Annotated in this window: 13 protein-coding genes and 1 riboswitch; of the genes, 11 read left to right on the plus strand and 2 right to left on the minus strand. The window is 69.2% G+C overall.

The features are described 5' to 3' along the window. Positions 1 to 25: 25 nt before the first annotated feature. Positions 26 to 1,330 carry a sulfotransferase gene (locus tag LRH25_RS10420; RefSeq protein WP_170200749.1) on the minus strand — a complete coding sequence of 435 codons (1,305 nt, stop codon included), beginning with the start codon at positions 1,328 to 1,330 and terminating at the stop codon, positions 26 to 28. A 410-nt stretch (positions 1,331 to 1,740) separates the two neighbouring features. On the opposite strand from LRH25_RS10420, the gene LRH25_RS10425 reads away from it, so the two are divergent. Continuing rightward, positions 1,741 to 2,985, plus strand: coding sequence for an aminotransferase class V-fold PLP-dependent enzyme (locus LRH25_RS10425; RefSeq protein WP_141285668.1), 1,245 nt, complete (start codon positions 1,741 to 1,743; stop codon positions 2,983 to 2,985). A gap of 14 nt (positions 2,986 to 2,999) precedes the next feature. Here LRH25_RS10425 and LRH25_RS10430 read toward each other — a convergent pair whose 3' ends face one another. Next, on the minus strand, positions 3,000 to 3,386 hold the full coding sequence (locus LRH25_RS10430; RefSeq protein ID WP_141285690.1) for a VOC family protein: 387 nt from the start codon (positions 3,384 to 3,386) through the stop codon (positions 3,000 to 3,002). Positions 3,387 to 3,518: 132 nt separating this feature from the next. On the opposite strand from LRH25_RS10430, the gene LRH25_RS10435 reads away from it, so the two are divergent. From LRH25_RS10435 to LRH25_RS10480, 10 genes are all read left to right on the plus strand, one after another. Then, complete coding sequence (locus tag LRH25_RS10435; protein ID WP_141285666.1) at positions 3,519 to 4,520, plus strand: 2-dehydropantoate 2-reductase; 1,002 nt, start codon at positions 3,519 to 3,521, stop codon at positions 4,518 to 4,520. 7 nt (positions 4,521 to 4,527) lie between these two features. Continuing rightward, a riboswitch (cobalamin riboswitch) is annotated at positions 4,528 to 4,777 on the plus strand. Positions 4,778 to 4,890: 113 nt separating this feature from the next. Beyond that, entirely contained in the window at positions 4,891 to 6,777 is a 1,887-nt protein-coding gene (locus LRH25_RS10440; RefSeq protein ID WP_170200748.1) for a TonB-dependent receptor domain-containing protein, read from the plus strand. 37 nt (positions 6,778 to 6,814) lie between these two features. After that, positions 6,815 to 7,528 carry an energy transducer TonB gene (locus LRH25_RS10445; protein ID WP_231011105.1) on the plus strand — a complete coding sequence of 238 codons (714 nt, stop codon included), beginning with the start codon at positions 6,815 to 6,817 and terminating at the stop codon, positions 7,526 to 7,528. 27 nt (positions 7,529 to 7,555) lie between these two features. After that, complete coding sequence (locus LRH25_RS10450) at positions 7,556 to 8,626, plus strand: FecCD family ABC transporter permease (RefSeq protein ID WP_231011106.1); 1,071 nt, start codon at positions 7,556 to 7,558, stop codon at positions 8,624 to 8,626. Then, positions 8,623 to 9,426 (plus strand): ABC transporter ATP-binding protein, encoded by an 804-nt coding sequence (locus LRH25_RS10455; RefSeq protein ID WP_231011107.1) that lies wholly within the window; start codon positions 8,623 to 8,625, stop codon positions 9,424 to 9,426. Before LRH25_RS10450 ends, LRH25_RS10455 begins: the two co-directional genes overlap by 4 nt. A 15-nt stretch (positions 9,427 to 9,441) precedes the next feature. Continuing rightward, positions 9,442 to 10,062, plus strand: coding sequence for a cob(I)yrinic acid a,c-diamide adenosyltransferase (gene cobO / locus LRH25_RS10460; protein WP_141291848.1), 621 nt, complete (start codon positions 9,442 to 9,444; stop codon positions 10,060 to 10,062). A 22-nt stretch (positions 10,063 to 10,084) separates the two neighbouring features. Beyond that, positions 10,085 to 11,128: a nicotinate-nucleotide--dimethylbenzimidazole phosphoribosyltransferase gene (gene cobT, locus LRH25_RS10465; RefSeq protein ID WP_231011108.1), complete on the plus strand. Its 1,044-nt coding sequence runs from the start codon at positions 10,085 to 10,087 to the stop codon at positions 11,126 to 11,128. Further along, positions 11,125 to 12,438 (plus strand): cobyrinic acid a,c-diamide synthase CobB, encoded by a 1,314-nt coding sequence (locus LRH25_RS10470; RefSeq protein WP_231011109.1) that lies wholly within the window; start codon positions 11,125 to 11,127, stop codon positions 12,436 to 12,438. The genes cobT and LRH25_RS10470 overlap by 4 nt, the downstream gene beginning before the upstream one ends. 6 nt (positions 12,439 to 12,444) lie before the next feature. After that, positions 12,445 to 13,497 carry a CobD/CbiB family cobalamin biosynthesis protein gene (locus LRH25_RS10475; RefSeq protein WP_231011110.1) on the plus strand — a complete coding sequence of 351 codons (1,053 nt, stop codon included), beginning with the start codon at positions 12,445 to 12,447 and terminating at the stop codon, positions 13,495 to 13,497. Then, positions 13,487 to 14,611 (plus strand): aminotransferase class I/II-fold pyridoxal phosphate-dependent enzyme, encoded by a 1,125-nt coding sequence (locus LRH25_RS10480; RefSeq protein ID WP_231011111.1) that lies wholly within the window; start codon positions 13,487 to 13,489, stop codon positions 14,609 to 14,611. Before LRH25_RS10475 ends, LRH25_RS10480 begins: the two co-directional genes overlap by 11 nt. Positions 14,612 to 14,623 lie beyond the last annotated feature (12 nt).

Consider the following 14,623-nt stretch of genomic DNA (forward strand, 5'->3'; position numbering starts at 1 on the left):
CGAGCCTGTCTGGGGATGCGGAAGATCAGTAGCCCAGTGACGCCGCCACTTCGCGGGTCTGCGCGCCGAGGATGTCTTCGGAGTAGAACTGCTTCCAGCGCACCGCGGCATCGGGGTTGATGGCGTTGTGCAGGTGGAACTTCAGGTCGCCGCTCATCTTCGAGGCGTTGTCCACGCCGTCGGTCATGCGCTGGTCCATTTCCTGGTACGGGTTGATCATCGCGTCTTCGTACGGAATGCCGGCGAAGCTGCAGATCTTCTCGATGGATGCGGAGGGATTGCAGACGATGTCTTCGTACTGGATCTGCAGCCAACGGTCTGCCGGCACATGCTGACCTGCGGCCACGGTGTTCTGCTGCGCGGTAAGCCAGGTCAGCTCGGCCAGCTCGCGGCTGCCGAAGCTGGCTTCCTGAACCATGGGCATCAGGCGCTGCAGCTTGGACTCTTCATACGAGCGGATCATGCCCAGCGGGTGGCGCGTCAGGTGGATGTACAGCGGGCGATCGAAGTCTTGTTCGATGCGCTTCAGGATGTCCACGTCGATCACGTACGAAGGCGTCTTGTCGACCAGCAGCTTCTCGCCCTTCAGCGGTTGCTGCAGCAGGTTGTAGAAGGCCTTGGTGGACATGTCGTCGGCTTCGCACTTCGAGACGAAGGCGCGGGCCGCTTCGGGCTCCCAGCCATGCAACTGCATCAGTGCGCGAACGGTGCCGTCCAGCAGGTGCTCGGTGTGCTCGCCGGACAAGGCCTTCAGGCGCTCGCCCATGGTGTTGTAGGGCAGCAGGTGCAGTTCGGGCGGGGCAAACAGCTTGGAGCTGCCGGCCAGGATCACGCGCAGCAGCGTCGAGCCCGAACGCGGAGGCGACAGCACGAACAGCGCCGGCGGATTCTTTGGCGTGCCGTCGTCGCGCAGCTTGCGGGTGGCAATGCTCGCGCGGAACTTGGCCAGCTTCTCGGGGGTGACACGCTCGCTTTCGGGAATCGAGGTCAGCCGCGTGGCGACGACGGCGGTGTTGGCCGCCACGGGCGCGGGCGCTGCGACCGGCAACGAGCCGTTCAACCGGCCGGCGACGAACTCGGCAATCTGCGCGACGCTCAGGTCCTCGACATAAGCGCCGTTTTTCATCAACAGGTCCTGGAACCCGAGCTTGGTCTTGTAGGCGCCTTCGATCGCCACGACCAACTGGATGAAGTCGATCGACGCGAAGCCGATGTCGCCAATCATCGTGGTCTGGGGACCAATGCCGCCTTCGAGCTCGACGTCCCAGTCTTCCGTCAAATCAGAGATGACTCCAATGACGCGTTGCTCGACATTCTCGACCGTGTGCATGCTGCCTGTTCCCTCAACTCCGTGGATATCGCGACGGTAAACCCTTGCTTGCGAACATCATAAGTGCATCACGATGTCCGGCCTGGAACAGGTAAGCAGCCAGTGCGCCAAGCGCACATGGCAGTCTAGCGATTGACGTGGGAGCGCAATTCCGGCATGCGCACGGTTTCCGCCGGCTTCACCAGCGAAAACCCCCTAGAACGTTGCCTGCCCGAGGCCTGTGCCCAGGCCTTGCAGCCGCCCGGTGAACGCTGGTGTGGCCCGAAACATTGGCGCCGCGAACAGGGGACGGCCAGCAGCAGGCGCTTTTGCTGTCGGCTGCGGCACCGTTCAGGTGCGTTTCAGCGGCGTCCCGCTGTCCCGCCGCCGCTTCTTGGTAAGGTCCTGGCTTCCACAGCACAGGCCCACCCATGCCCGCTCCGGACTTCCATCTCCCGTTTTTCGACGCTGCCCTTGCCGGCCTGCCGGCGGTCTCAGCCCAGGCGCCTGAACATGATGAGGCGTTCTGGTCCGCTGTGGCCGCCCTTTACCGGACTTCCCATGCGACAGCCAACCTGGAAAACGGCTTCTGGGGCGTGATGGCCGAGCCGGTGCGGCAAGCGTTCATGCGCTGGACCGAGCGCGTCAACTTCGAGAACACGCTGATGATCCGCGAAGGCTGGCCGAGCGCAATGGCCGCCATTCGCCAGCGCGTGGCCGCAGCGCTGGGCTGCGAGCCGGAGGAAATTGCGCTGACACGCGGCGCCACCGAATCCATGCTGGCCCTGATCAGCGGCTACAACCGGCTGCAGCCGGGCGACACCGTCTTGTATGCCGACCTGGACTACCCGGCGATGCGCAACGCGATGGCATGGCTGCGCGAGCGGCGCGGCGTGCTGCCGGTCAGGCTGGAAATTCCGGAGCCGGCCAGCCGCGAAAACGTGCTCGCCACTTATGCAGACGCCTTGCGCCAGCACCCACGCACCCGCTTGCTGCTGCTGACCCACCTGAGCCACAGCACCGGCCTGGTGATGCCGGTGCGGGAACTCAGCGAGATGGCCCGGGCGGCCGGCGCCGAAGCCATCGTCGATGCGGCCCACTCCTGGGGCCAGTTGGATTTCGACGTGGCCGACCTGGGCGCGCCGTATGCCGCCTTCAACCTGCACAAATGGGTGGGCGCGCCACTGGGCTGCGGTTGCCTGTACATCCGCAAAGGCAGCCTAGCCGCCATCGACCCGTATTTCGGCGACCGCGACCATCCGGCCGACGACGTGCGCTCGCGCATCCACACCGGTTCACCGAACTTCGCCGCCTGGCTCAGCATTCCCGCGGCGCTTCAGTTGCATCAGCGCATTGGCGCCAGCGCCAAGCAGGCCAGGCTGCGCAGCCTGCGAGACCATTGGGTGCAGCAGGTGCGCGGGCTGCCGGGCCTGGAGATCCTGACGCCGGACCAGCCCGGCATGGCCGCCGGCATCACCTCGTTGCGCTTCAGCGGGCGTGGCAGCGCCGCGGAGAACCAGGCCATCGTTGCCGCGCTGCACGAGCAGCATGGCGTGTTCACCGTCTGGCGCAATGGCCCTGCGCGGGGCGACGTGGTGCGGGTCACGCCGGCCATCTACACATCACGTGCCGAACTCGACCGGCTGGTCGCCGGGCTGCGCGCCTTGCTGAACTGAAAAACAGTGCCACCTCACATTGGCGTGCACAACTCCACCAGCAAGCCGTCCGGGCAGCGCAGCCAGGAGACTGTCTGGCCCCAGGGCATGGCTTGCGGTGCGGCCAGTTCCTTGCCACCGGCGGCCAGTGCGCGCTGGTGGGCCTCGGCCACGTCGTCGCAGACCAGCGCCACCTCCATGCCCAGCGGCTGTTCGGACTGGTCGGCCCGCACATGGCCACCGGGCAGGTGGCCCTCGCCAATGCTGTGCTCGGCAAACGCCAGCGTGGTGGCGCCAGTGTCCAGCTCGCCGTAGCCGCCGGATTCGTGCAGGAAGCGGCGGCCGATGCCAAACGCGCGCTCGAAGAAGTCCAGCGAGGCCTCGACCTTGCTGACGTACAGGATGGTGTAGCCAAAGCGCATCGCGCCGGGTGCTGGCATGGGACGGCTCCTTGTTTGGTTTGATGGCCAAGTCTAGAAGGACTTGTTCGACGTTGCCTCCGGTCGCGCTATCGTCTTGTTCCTTTCATGAACCTCACTCAGAGGACTTTTCCCATGCGGGTTTGCATCTTCGGCGCTGGTGCCATTGGCGGTTTCATTGGCGCACGACTGGCGGCAGCCGGCGTGGCGCAGCTCAGCGTCGTGGCCCGGGGCGACACGCTGGCGGCGCTGCAGCAGCACGGCTTTCGCCTGCGCAACCCCGACGGCTCGCTGACTCAGGCGCCGGTGCGCGCCAGCGCGACACCTGCCGAACTGGGTGAGCAGGACCTGGTGATCATTGCCGTCAAGGGCCAGGCGATGGCCGCTGCTGCGCCCGCCATCGGCCCGCTGCTGGGGCCGCAGACCGTGCTGCTGCCGGCGATGAATGGCATTCCCTGGTGGTTCTCGGCCGGCGTGCCCGAGCTGGGTGCTGCGCCGCTTGGCAGCGTGGACCCCGGTGGCCACATCGCCCAGGCCTTGCCTGTCTCGCGCATCATTGGCTGCGTGGTGCACGCCAGCACCTCGTGCCCGGAGCCCGGCCTGGTGGCGCACCAGATGGGGCAGAAGCTGATCATTGGCGAGCCGGCGGCCGGCCCGGTCACGCCGCGTGTGCAGCAGGTCGCCGAGCTGCTGCGCAGCGGTGGGCTGGAGGTGGTCGAGAGCCCCGAATTGCGGCGCGAGCTCTGGTACAAGCTGTGGGGCAACCTGACCACCAACCCGGTCTCGGCCATCACCGGCGCGACGGTGGACCTGATCATCGGCGACCCGTTGCTGCGCACCTTCTGCGCCAGCATGATGGAAGAGGCGGCGCGGGTCGGCGCGCGCATCGGCTGCAGGATCGAGCAGACCCCGGCTGACCGCCATCGCATCACCGCCAGCCTGGGCGCCTTCAAGACCTCGATGCTGCAGGACGCGGAAGCCGGCCGCACGATCGAGCTCGACGGCATCGTCGGCGCGGTGCGCGAGATCGCCCAGCGCGTGGGCGAGCCGACGCCCGGCATTGACGCGCTGCTGGGGCTGACCCGCGTCTTCGCGCAGGTGCACGGCCTGTACCCGCGCCCGCAGGGCGCCGCGTAACCCCGGTGTAAACTGACACCTGTTTGGTGCCTGGGCTGCGCTTCGTTGCGGCCCGGGGTAAACGGGAAACAGGAAGGCCAGCCTCCACGAGGCGATGCCCAACCTGTGCTGCCCCCGCAACGGTAAGTGGACGAAGCCTCGCGCAAGCTGCGCCAGCGTTTCAGCCCGTGCTCCTGGCCACTGAAGGTGAAGACCTTCGGGAAGGCCGCACGGTTGGTGCCACCAGCCCGGATACCGGCCAACAGGGGGCGCGAGCATGTTCTCGCGCCATGTAGCGGCCACCCGCGGGGAAGCAGGTGGCCGTGCTGTTGCCTTTGGCCTGCCTTGCGCCGTGCCGCGCCTGCCAAAGCGACTTCCGGAAGTTGTCCCCATGAGCCTGCGCACCGCCTTGCGCCTTTCCCATTCCTCGTCGCACGCCGCGTTGCGTGTTCCGGCCGCGCTCGCGCTGCTTCTGCAGGCACCGCTGCATGTCGCCGCGCAAACTGCGCCGGCCAGCGAGGCCAGCGACTACGTCGTGACGGCAGCCCGCAGCCAGGTCGTCACCCGCGACTCGGTGCGCCCGGTCACGGTCATCACCGCCGAAGACATCCGCCAGGCCGGTGCCGGTTCGTTGACCGACCTGCTGCGCACGATGGGGGGCGTGGAGATCACGCACAACGGCGGCCTGGGCCAGACCAGCAGCATCTTCATGCGCGGTGCCAGTTCGGACCACACGGTGCTGATCGTCGACGGCGTGCGCCTGGGATCGGCCACCTTGGGCACCGCTTCGTTCGAGTCCATTCCGCTGGCGTTGATCGAGCGTGTGGAAGTCCTGCCCGGACCGTCATCCAGCCTGTACGGCGCTGACGCCATTGGCGGCGTGATCCAGGTCTTCACGAAGAGCGCGCTGCGCTCGCCCGGCGCCACCGTTTCGCTGACCGGCGGCAGCCACAACCTGCAACAGGCCGTGGCGGGCTACGCCGGCCGCATCGGCGAACAGACCGAGCTGTCTGCCGGCATCGATTTCCTGCGCACCGATGGCATCAATGCCACCAATGCCGACAACACCTACGGCTACAACCCGGACAAGGACGGCTACCTGAACCGCGGCGGCCATGTCGGCATCACCCAGCACTTCGGGCCGGACCAGCAGGTTGCGTTGAAGCTGCTGCGCAGCGTCAGCAAGGTCCATTACGACGATGGTCCGGATCCAGACGCCGACACCCGGCAGGACAGCTACAGCACCACGGTGACGCAGACCATGGCCCTGCAGTGGTCCGGCAAACTGAGCGAGCGCTGGCAGTCCAGCGTTGTGGTGGGCCGCTCGGTCGACCTGTCGAACGACTACAGCACCTTCCCCGGCACCTTCAAGACCACGCAGCAGCAGTTTGGCTGGCTCAATCATGTGGCGCTGGCAGGTGGCACCGCCACCGCGGGCGTGGAGTTCCTGAAGCAGGAAGTCGACAGCGACACGCCTTACAACGTGACCGAGCGCACCATCCGCAGCGGCATGCTGGGTTGGCGTGGCAGCTTCGGCGCGCACTCGGTGCAGATCGACCTGCGCCAGGACCGCAACAGCCAGTTTGGCAACCACGGCACCGGCCAGCTCGGCTGGGCCTATGCGCTGGACGGCGCCAGCCGCGTGCGTGCCTCGTATGGCACCGCCTTCCATGCGCCGACGTTCAACGAGCTGTACTACCCCGGCTTCGGCACGCCAGACCTGAAGCCGGAACATTCGAAGAGCTTCGAGTTTGGTGCCGACACCCGCCTGGGTGGCGCCGACCTGACCGCCACGCTGTTCGACAACCGCATCACCGACCTGATCGAATACGCGCCGCCGGACTACCTGCCGCACAACGTCGCCAAGGCCCGCATCAAGGGCCTGGTGCTGACGGCTGGTGGCCAGATCACCCGTGACCTGCGCGCCAAGCTGAACTTCACCTGGCAGGACCCGCTGAACGAAGAGACCGACGACCAACTGCGGCGCCGCGCCCGGGTCTTCGGTGGCCTGCACCTGGTGCAGCAACTGGGCACGGCCCAGGTTGGCAGCGACCTGACCTGGGTTGGCAAGCGCTATGACGCCGACGTCGAATCCGCGGACGCGCGCATGGGGGCGTATGGCCTGGTGGACCTGTTCGCCGGCTGGGCCATCACGCCGCAATGGCGCGTCGAGGGCCGTGTCAACAACCTGGCCGACAAGCGCTACACGACGGCCCAGGGCTACAACAGCCCCGGCCGCGAAGCCCAGCTGACCTTGCGCTGGACGCCACCGTTGTGATCGGCCACTGAGCTGCGCCTGCCGCCTGCCGCCTGCCATGCTTGCCACCACCGCTCCGCCTGTACCCACAGCGCCGCGATGGCGCGGTGTGGCGGTGGTGCTGGTGCTGCACGGGCTGGTGCTGTGGGGGTGGTCCATGGCCAGCCGGTCGCGCGAGGTGGTGGTGCAGGTGGACACGCCGGCCCTGGTCATGATCCAGGTCGCCGCGAAGTCATCTGCCGTGCCCAAGGTGGCAGTGCCTGCGAAGCCTGGGAGCAGGCCCTTGCCACCGGTTGTGCCCATCCGCATGCCGCCTGCGCCACCGGCGGCCGCCATTTCAGAAGCCTTGGCCAGCACCGCCACACCCGCGCCTGCGCCAGCGGTCTCGGCCGCCAGCGCCGTGCCAGTCCTGGTGGCTGCTGCATCCGCCGCCAGTGCAGCCAATCCGGCACCTCGCCTGACCCGCGCACCTCAGCCGCTGCCTGGCAACCCGCTGCCGGTCTACCCGGAAGCGGCGCGGGAAGACGGGCTGGAAGGTCGCGTGGCGATGTGGGTCGAGGTGCAGGCCGATGGCCTGGTGGGCGAAGTGCGATGGGCGCAGACCTCCGGCACCCGGTTGCTGGACCAGGCTGCGCGGGATGCCGTGCGCCGCTGGCGGTTTGCGCCAGCGCTGCAGGCCGGCGAGCCGGTGGCGGGCCGGCTGCTGCTGACGCTGCAGTTCCGGCTGCAAGGCCCCGTGAGCTGGCTGGCCCAGGCCGAAGCGTCGCTCTGAGTTCCTCATTTCAACCAGCTTGTTTGCATGCCCTCTGCGCCTTCCACTTCATCGCCTGCCGAGTTGCACGGACCGCGCGCGCTGCGGCCGATGAGCCGCGGCCGGGCCTGGCGCATAGCGCTGGTGCTGGCCGCGCTGCTGCTGCTGGTGTTTGCCGTGGCGCTGGCCAGTGGCAGCAGCCTGCTGAGCTTCGACCAGGTGCCGCGCCTGCTGCTGTGGCCCGACGACAGCCCCGCCGCCGAGGTGCTGCACAGGCTGCGCCTGCCGCGCGCGCTGGCGGCCATGAGCACCGGCGCTTTGCTGGCAATGTCCGGTGCCTTGATGCAGGTGCTGCTGCGCAACCCGCTGGCAGACCCGTATGTGCTGGGCCTGTCCGGCGCCGCCGCGCTGGGCGCGCTGGCCATGCTGGCACTGGGCTGCGGGCTGTGGGCGGTGCAGGGCGGGGCGCTGGTCGGCGCGCTGCTGGCGGTCGCGGCAGTGTTCTTCCTTGGCCGGCATGACATGGGCCGGCTGGACGCCAGCAGCAGCCAGGACGACACGCCACGCCTGCTGTTGACTGGCGTGATGATCTCGTCCATCGCGATGGCCGGCGTGGGCCTGATCCTCAGCCTGGCGCCCGGCGAGCGGCTGCGCGGCATGCTGTTCTGGATGATGGGCGACCTGTCCGGCAGCGAGCTTTCGGGCTGGCTGCTGGCGCTGCCGGTGCTGATGTGCGCCGCGCTGCTGCCCTGGGCGCGCGATTTGAACCTGCTGCTGCGCGGCCCCGGCCCGGCGCAGATGCTGGGCGTGCCGGTGCGGCGAGTGCGCGCCATGGTCTACCTCGCGGCCTCGCTGGGCGCCGCGGTGGCGGTCTGCACCGCAGGGACCATCGGCTTTGTCGGCCTGGTCGTGCCGCATGCATTGAGGTTGCTGTTTGGCAATGACCAGCGCCTCTTGCTGCCAGCCAGCGCGCTGGCTGGTGCAGCCTTCCTGCTCGCAGCCGACACACTGGCCCGCACCGTGGCCGCGCCGCTGCAACTGCCAGTGGGTGTGGTGACTTCCTTGATCGGTGCGCCGACCTTCATCGTGCTGCTGGCGCGGCGGGGAGGGCGGACATGAAGCGCGAAACGCCACCGGCGAGCGTGGACACCAGCCTGCTGGCCACGCATGACTTGTCTGTCCGTGTGGGTGAGCGTTCGCTGGTGCCTGCGCTGTCATTCACCATCCGCCCTGGCGAATTCTGGTGCCTGCTCGGCCGCAATGGCGTGGGCAAGACGCTGCTGTTGCACACGCTGGCCGGTGCCAGGCTGCCTGCAGCCGGTTTGCTGCAGATGGGCGGCAAGCCCTTGGCCGACTGGAAGTTGGACGAACTGGCCTGCTGGCGCGGCTTCATGCCGCAACAGTTGCATGACGCTTTTGCCACGCCGGTGCTGGACGTGGTGCTGCAAGGCCGCCACCCGCACCTCTCGCGCTGGCACTGGGAAGGCGAGGCCGACCATGCACTGGCGCGGGCCGCGCTGGCCCGTGTCGGTCTGGCCGGCTTCGAGGCGCGCGACGTGCGCTCGCTGTCCGGCGGCGAGCGCCAGCGCGTGGCCCTGGCCACGCTCATCACCCAGGACCCGCCGCTGGCGCTGCTGGACGAGCCGCTGGCCCACCTGGACCTGGCGCAGCAACTGCGCATGCTGACCTTGCTGCAGGACGAAGTGCGCCAGCGCGGCCGCGCAGTGCTGATGTCGGTGCACGACCTCAGCCTGGCCGAGCGGGTTGCCACCCATGTGCTGCTGCTGCCGGGCGGCGGCGAGCCGGCGCTGGCCGGCCCGGTCGCGCAGGTGATGCAGGCCGACACGCTCTCCGCCGCCTTCGACCAGCCGCTGCGCTGCCACACCTTGGATGGCCACCGCTGGTGGCTCCCTCTCTGAACCACTGGCCCACTCATGACACAAGACGAAACCCCGGAAGACATCGAGGCCCGCCACAAGGCCAAGATGCAAAAGCACAAGGCCGCGGTCGACCAGCGCATTGCCAAGGCTGACACCGACACCGGCGTCTTGCTGGTCATGACCGGCCCCGGCAAGGGCAAGAGCAGCTCCGGCTTTGGCATGGTGGCGCGTGCGCTGGGCCACGGCATGCGGGTGGGCGTGGTGCAGTTCATCAAGGGCGCCATTGCCACCGGCGAGGAGCGCTTCTACCGCCGCTTCCCCGAAGAAGTGGCCTACCACGTGACCGGTGAAGGCTTCACCTGGGAGACGCAGAACCGGGCGCGTGACGTCGAGCGTGCCGAGGCCGGCTGGGAGATCGCCCGCGGCCTGTTGCGGGACCCGGAAGTCGGCCTGGTGCTGCTGGACGAGCTCAACATCGTGCTCTCGCATGACTACCTGGACACCGCCACGGTGCTGGCCGACATCGCCGCCCGGCCCACCCACCAGCACGTGGTGGTGACCGGCCGCGGTGCGCCGCAGGCCTTGATCGAAATGGCCCACACCGTCAGCGAAGTGAAGGTCGTGAAACACGCCTTCAAGCAAGGCATTCGCGCCCAGCCTGGCCTTGAGTTCTGAACCCTTTACAGAAAGCATTGCGATGAGCCTCAACCTGAACCTGGCTGCCTTGCCCACTTCGCTGGACGCCGCGCTGCGCGCCAAAATCGACGGCAAGACCAAGCCGCTGGGCGCGCTGGGTCGCCTCGAAACGCTGGCGCTGCAGATCGGCCGCATCCAGCAGAGCTTGTCGCCCAAGCTGAGCGAGCCGCATCTGGTCGTCTACGCCGGCGACCACGGCATTGCCGAGGAAGGCGTGAGCGCCTTTCCACAGGACGTGACCTGGCAGATGGTGCTGAACTTCCTGGCCGGCGGTGCGGCCGTCAACGTGCTGGCACGCGAGCTGGGCATGGCGGTGCAGGTGGTGGACGCGGGCGTGAAGCATGACTTCGGCGACCAGCCCACGCTGTTGGACGCCAAGATCGCGCCCGGCACGCGCAACAGCGCGGTCGAGCCCGCGATGGACCGGGCCGAGGCCGAGCTGGCGCTGGCGCGTGGCCAGGCCCATGCCGAGTCCTTGAAGGCGCGCGGCTGCCGCGTCGTCGGCTTTGGCGAGATGGGCATTGCCAACACCAGCGCGGCTTCGCTGCTGCTGCACAAGCTGGCCGGCGTGCCGCTGGCGCAGGCGGTAGGCCGGGGTACCGGGCTGGACGACGACGGCCTGGCGCGCAAGCTGGCGGTGCTGGAACGCGCGGCGGCACGCACTGGCGAGATCGCTGACCCCATCGACGTGCTGGCCGAATACGGCGGCTTCGAGATCGCGATGATGGCCGGCGCAATGCTGGGCGCGGCGCAGGCCGGCATGGTGCTGCTGATCGACGGTTTCATCGCCAGCAGCGCCCTGCTGGTGGCCGCGAAGCTGGCGCCGGCCATCACCGAATACGCTGTCTTTGCCCACCAGTCCGCCGAAGCCGGCCACCAGGCGATGCTGGCCGCGCTGGGCGCGCAGCCGCTGCTGGCGCTGGACCTGCGGCTGGGCGAGGGCAGCGGCGCGGCCTTGGCGTTCCCGCTGCTGCGCGCATCAGTGGCCATCCTCAACGACATGGCCAGTTTTGCCTCGGCCGGAGTCTCGGAGCGCGGCGAGTGACAGCGTCGCCTGCCCGTTGCCGCGCGCTGCTGGTCAGCGCACCGGCCTCCGGCCAGGGCAAGACGACGGTCACCGCGGCGCTGGCCCGGGCCTGGCAGCGGCAAGGCTTGCGGGTGCGCATCTTCAAGACCGGGCCGGACTTCCTGGACCCGATGGTGCTGGCCCGCGCGGCCCGCTCGCCATGCTGGCAGCTGGACCAGTGGATGGGCGGCGAGGCGGATGTGCAGGCGCAGCTCTGGCGCGCGGCGCAGGAGGCCGACGTGCTGCTGGTCGAAGGCGTGATGGGCTTGTACGACGGCAGTGCCAGCAGCGCGGCACTCGCGGCGCGCTTCGGCCTGCCGGTGCTGGCGGTGATCAATGCTTCGGCGATGGCGCAGACCTTCGGCGCGCTGGCGCATGGCCTGGCCACCTATCCCGGCGCACCGGCCGGTCTGCAGCTGGCCGGCGTGCTGGCCAACCGCGTGGGCAGCGCCGGCCATGCCGAGATGCTGCGCGAGAGCCTGCCGCCCGGCATCACGTGGTTTGGCGGGCTGGCACGCGACGAGCGCTGGACGCTGCCGGAGCGTCACCTGGGCCTGGTCGCAGCCGATGAGCTGGATGACCTGGACGCAAGGCTGGACGCCGCCGCCGACGCGCTGATGGCGCAAGGCCTGCCGTTGCCGCCCGAAGTCCGCTTCGCGCCGCCGCCGAGTTCACCCGAATTGACGGCTTCGCTGGCCGGCTTGCGCATCGCCATCGCGCGGGACGCCGCGTTTGCTTTCCTGTACCCGGCCAACCTGGCGCTGCTGCAGGACCTGGGCGCCGAACTGAGCTTCTTCTCTCCGCTGGCCAACGAGGCGGTGCCAGAAGGCGCGCAGGCGCTGTACCTGCCTGGCGGCTACCCGGAGCTGCACCTGGACGTGCTGGCCGCTGCCCAAGTCGCACGGGACAGCGTGCTGGCCCACCACCAGGCCGGCCGGCCGCTGGTGGCCGAATGTGGCGGCCTGCTGGCACTGGCAGAAGGTCTCACCGACAAGCAGGGCCGGCGCGCCGCGATGTGGGGTCTGCTGCCCGGCGAGGCGCTGATGCAGCCGCGGCTGGTCAACCTGGGCATGCACAGCGTCGAAGTGCCCGCTGCCGGCACGGTGCGCGGCCACACCTTCCACCACGCCGCCTACGAATGCCCGCTGCCGGCCTCTGGCCACAGCACGGCCCAGCGCCACCATGGCCGGCCCGAAGCGGTCTACCAGCAGGGGCGGCTCTGGGCTTCGTTTGTGCACCTGTACCTGCCGTCGAACCCGGCTGCCGCGGTGGCCTTGTTCAAGCCTTAACCTGGCATGTTCGCCTGGTTGCCCTGGACCGGTCCTGAGTCCGCGTGTGCGGCGGTGCTCGCCGTGGCCGTCGCCTTGGCGGTGGACCGCTGGCTGGGCGAGCCGCCGCTGCGCTGGCACCCTGTCGTGCGGATGGGCCACTACCTGGGCGCGCTGGGGCCGCGGCTGTGGCCGCTGCAGCCGCTGAAGGCGCGCGTGGCCGGCATGCTGACCTGGAGCGTGGGCGCGGCCTGGGTGGTGGCGCTGGCCGCGCTTCTGCAGTGGGGATTGATGTGCCTCGCGGCTGCGGTCCTGCCCGCCGGCTGGGCTTGGCTGCTGCAAGGCCTGTTGGCCGGACTGCTGCTCAAGCCGCTGCTGGCCTGGCAGATGCTGCACGACGAGGTGGCGGCCGTGGAAGCGGCGCTGGGCGAGTCGCTGGACGCTGGCCGGCTGCGGCTGAGCCGGCTGGTCAGCCGTGACGTGACGCAGCTGTCAGCCACCGAGGTGCGGGAAAGTGCGCTGGAAAGCCTGGCCGAAAACCTCAACGATTCGCTGGTCGCGCCGCTGTGCTGGTTCGCGCTGGCCGGCCTGCCAGGCGCGGCGCTTTACCGCTTTGCCAACACCGCGGACGCAATGTGGGGCTACCGTGACCACCGGCGCTGGGCTGGCGCCTGGGCGGCGCGGGTGGATGACGTGCTCTCGTGGTTGCCGGCGCGCCTGTCGGCGCTGCTGCTGTGCGCCGCCGCCTGGCGCTGGCCGGGGACTGCAGCGCTGTGGCGCGAGGCCGGTCGAACACCTTCACCGAATGGCGGCTGGCCGATGGGTACGCTGGCCTTGCTGCTGGACCGGCGGCTGGGAAAACCGGCCACTTATGTGCTCAACCAGGGCGCGCCGCTGCCGCAAAGCCAGGACACGGCAGTTTCCTTACGTTGGTGCGCCCGTGCTGCAGGTGGGGCCGCCATGCTGGCGTCGTCAATATTGTTGATACTCGGGTTCTGGACGTCAACAACGGGGTCGCAGCCTGGCCGGTCTGGCCAAGCGCTGCCGAACCCCGAATGGGAGCTGAAACATGAGTCTTGAACGTGGCCTGGCGGCGCCGCCGCCTGTCTTCCTGTCCGTGCACGGAGGGCCCGACGCCGGGCCGCCCATCCGCCACGACTTTTCCACCAACGCCAACCCGCTGCCGCCGCTGCCGCTGCTGATGGAGCGCTTGGCACGCGCCGACCGCACCCGCTACCCCGATCCCACCTACGCCGCGCTGACCGAGGCGCTGAGCCAGCACCATGGCGTGCATGCCCGGCGCGTGCTGCCCACGGCCGGCAGCAGCGAAGGCATTCGCCGGCTGACGCTGGCGGCCGCGCAGCGCGGCCGGCGCCAGGTCTGGATTCCCGAGCCGGGCTATGGCGACTACCGCGCTGCCGCGCTGGCGCTGAGCCTGCCGGTGCGCACCTGGAACGAACCCTCGGCGCTGCTGGAAGGGCTGCGACGCGAGCCGGCGGCGGCGCTAGTCTGGATCACCGAACCTTGCAATCCCACGGGTGGCACCCTGCCCGAACTCTTCTGGCGCGAGCTCGCCGCGCTGGCCGACCAGCAGGGCGCCTGGCTGGCCCTGGACCGGGCCTACGAGCCGCTGCGGCTGCAGGGCCAGGACCCGGTGCCGGCTGCGGTGGCCCAGCAGTGCTGGCAGCTGTTCTCGCCGAACAAGTCGCTGGGCTTGACGGGCGTGCGCGCCGGCTACATGCTGGCCCCGCTGCAGGCAGGTCTTGCCAACACCAACCTGCTGCTGGCGCTGGCCGCCAGCTGGGTGGTGTCGGCCGAAGGCGAGGCGCTGCTGCGTGCGCTGCCGCTGCCCGAGGTCCAGGGCTGGCTGGCCGATTCGCGGCTGCGTTTGATCGACTGGCGCGTGCAGCAGGCGGCGCTGCTGGCCGAACTGGGCTGGGCCCAGCGGCAGTCGGTGGTGCCGTTCTGGCTGGCCAGGCCGCCGGTGCCCTCCGCGGCGCTGGGACGCTGCCTGCAGCAGTTGCGCGAGCAGGGCATCAAGCTGCGTGACGCGCAGTCCTTCGGCCTGCAGGGCTGGGTGCGGCTGTCCACCCAGCACCCCGAGGCCCAGGCCGCGCTGGCCGAAGGCTGGCGCGCCCACATGGCCAGGCCGGGCGCGCAGTGGTCCACCAGCACCATCCAGTCCACCTTCTGAAGCGCTTGCCCG

This window comes from Ideonella azotifigens, assembly GCF_021043325.1.
In the GTDB taxonomy this organism is placed as follows: domain Bacteria; phylum Pseudomonadota; class Gammaproteobacteria; order Burkholderiales; family Burkholderiaceae_C; genus Ideonella; species Ideonella azotifigens.

Excerpts from the sequence above, each read along its gene's own strand:
- LRH25_RS10455 (WP_231011107.1), top strand. The coding sequence starts at position 8,623 with ATGAAGCGCGAAACGCCACCGGCGAGCGTGGACACCAGCCTGCTGGCC.
- LRH25_RS10445 (WP_231011105.1), top strand. The coding sequence starts at position 6,815 with ATGCTTGCCACCACCGCTCCGCCTGTACCCACAGCGCCGCGATGGCGC.
- LRH25_RS10480 (WP_231011111.1), top strand. The coding sequence starts at position 13,487 with ATGAGTCTTGAACGTGGCCTGGCGGCGCCGCCGCCTGTCTTCCTGTCC.
- LRH25_RS10450 (WP_231011106.1), top strand. The coding sequence starts at position 7,556 with ATGCCCTCTGCGCCTTCCACTTCATCGCCTGCCGAGTTGCACGGACCG.
- cobO (WP_141291848.1), top strand. The coding sequence starts at position 9,442 with ATGACACAAGACGAAACCCCGGAAGACATCGAGGCCCGCCACAAGGCC.
- LRH25_RS10430 (WP_141285690.1), bottom strand. The coding sequence starts at position 3,386 with ATGCGCTTTGGCTACACCATCCTGTACGTCAGCAAGGTCGAGGCCTCG.
- LRH25_RS10440 (WP_170200748.1), top strand. The coding sequence starts at position 4,891 with ATGAGCCTGCGCACCGCCTTGCGCCTTTCCCATTCCTCGTCGCACGCC.
- LRH25_RS10435 (WP_141285666.1), top strand. The coding sequence starts at position 3,519 with ATGCGGGTTTGCATCTTCGGCGCTGGTGCCATTGGCGGTTTCATTGGC.
- LRH25_RS10475 (WP_231011110.1), top strand. The coding sequence starts at position 12,445 with ATGTTCGCCTGGTTGCCCTGGACCGGTCCTGAGTCCGCGTGTGCGGCG.
- cobT (WP_231011108.1), top strand. The coding sequence starts at position 10,085 with ATGAGCCTCAACCTGAACCTGGCTGCCTTGCCCACTTCGCTGGACGCC.
- LRH25_RS10425 (WP_141285668.1), top strand. The coding sequence starts at position 1,741 with ATGCCCGCTCCGGACTTCCATCTCCCGTTTTTCGACGCTGCCCTTGCC.
- LRH25_RS10420 (WP_170200749.1), bottom strand. The coding sequence starts at position 1,330 with ATGCACACGGTCGAGAATGTCGAGCAACGCGTCATTGGAGTCATCTCT.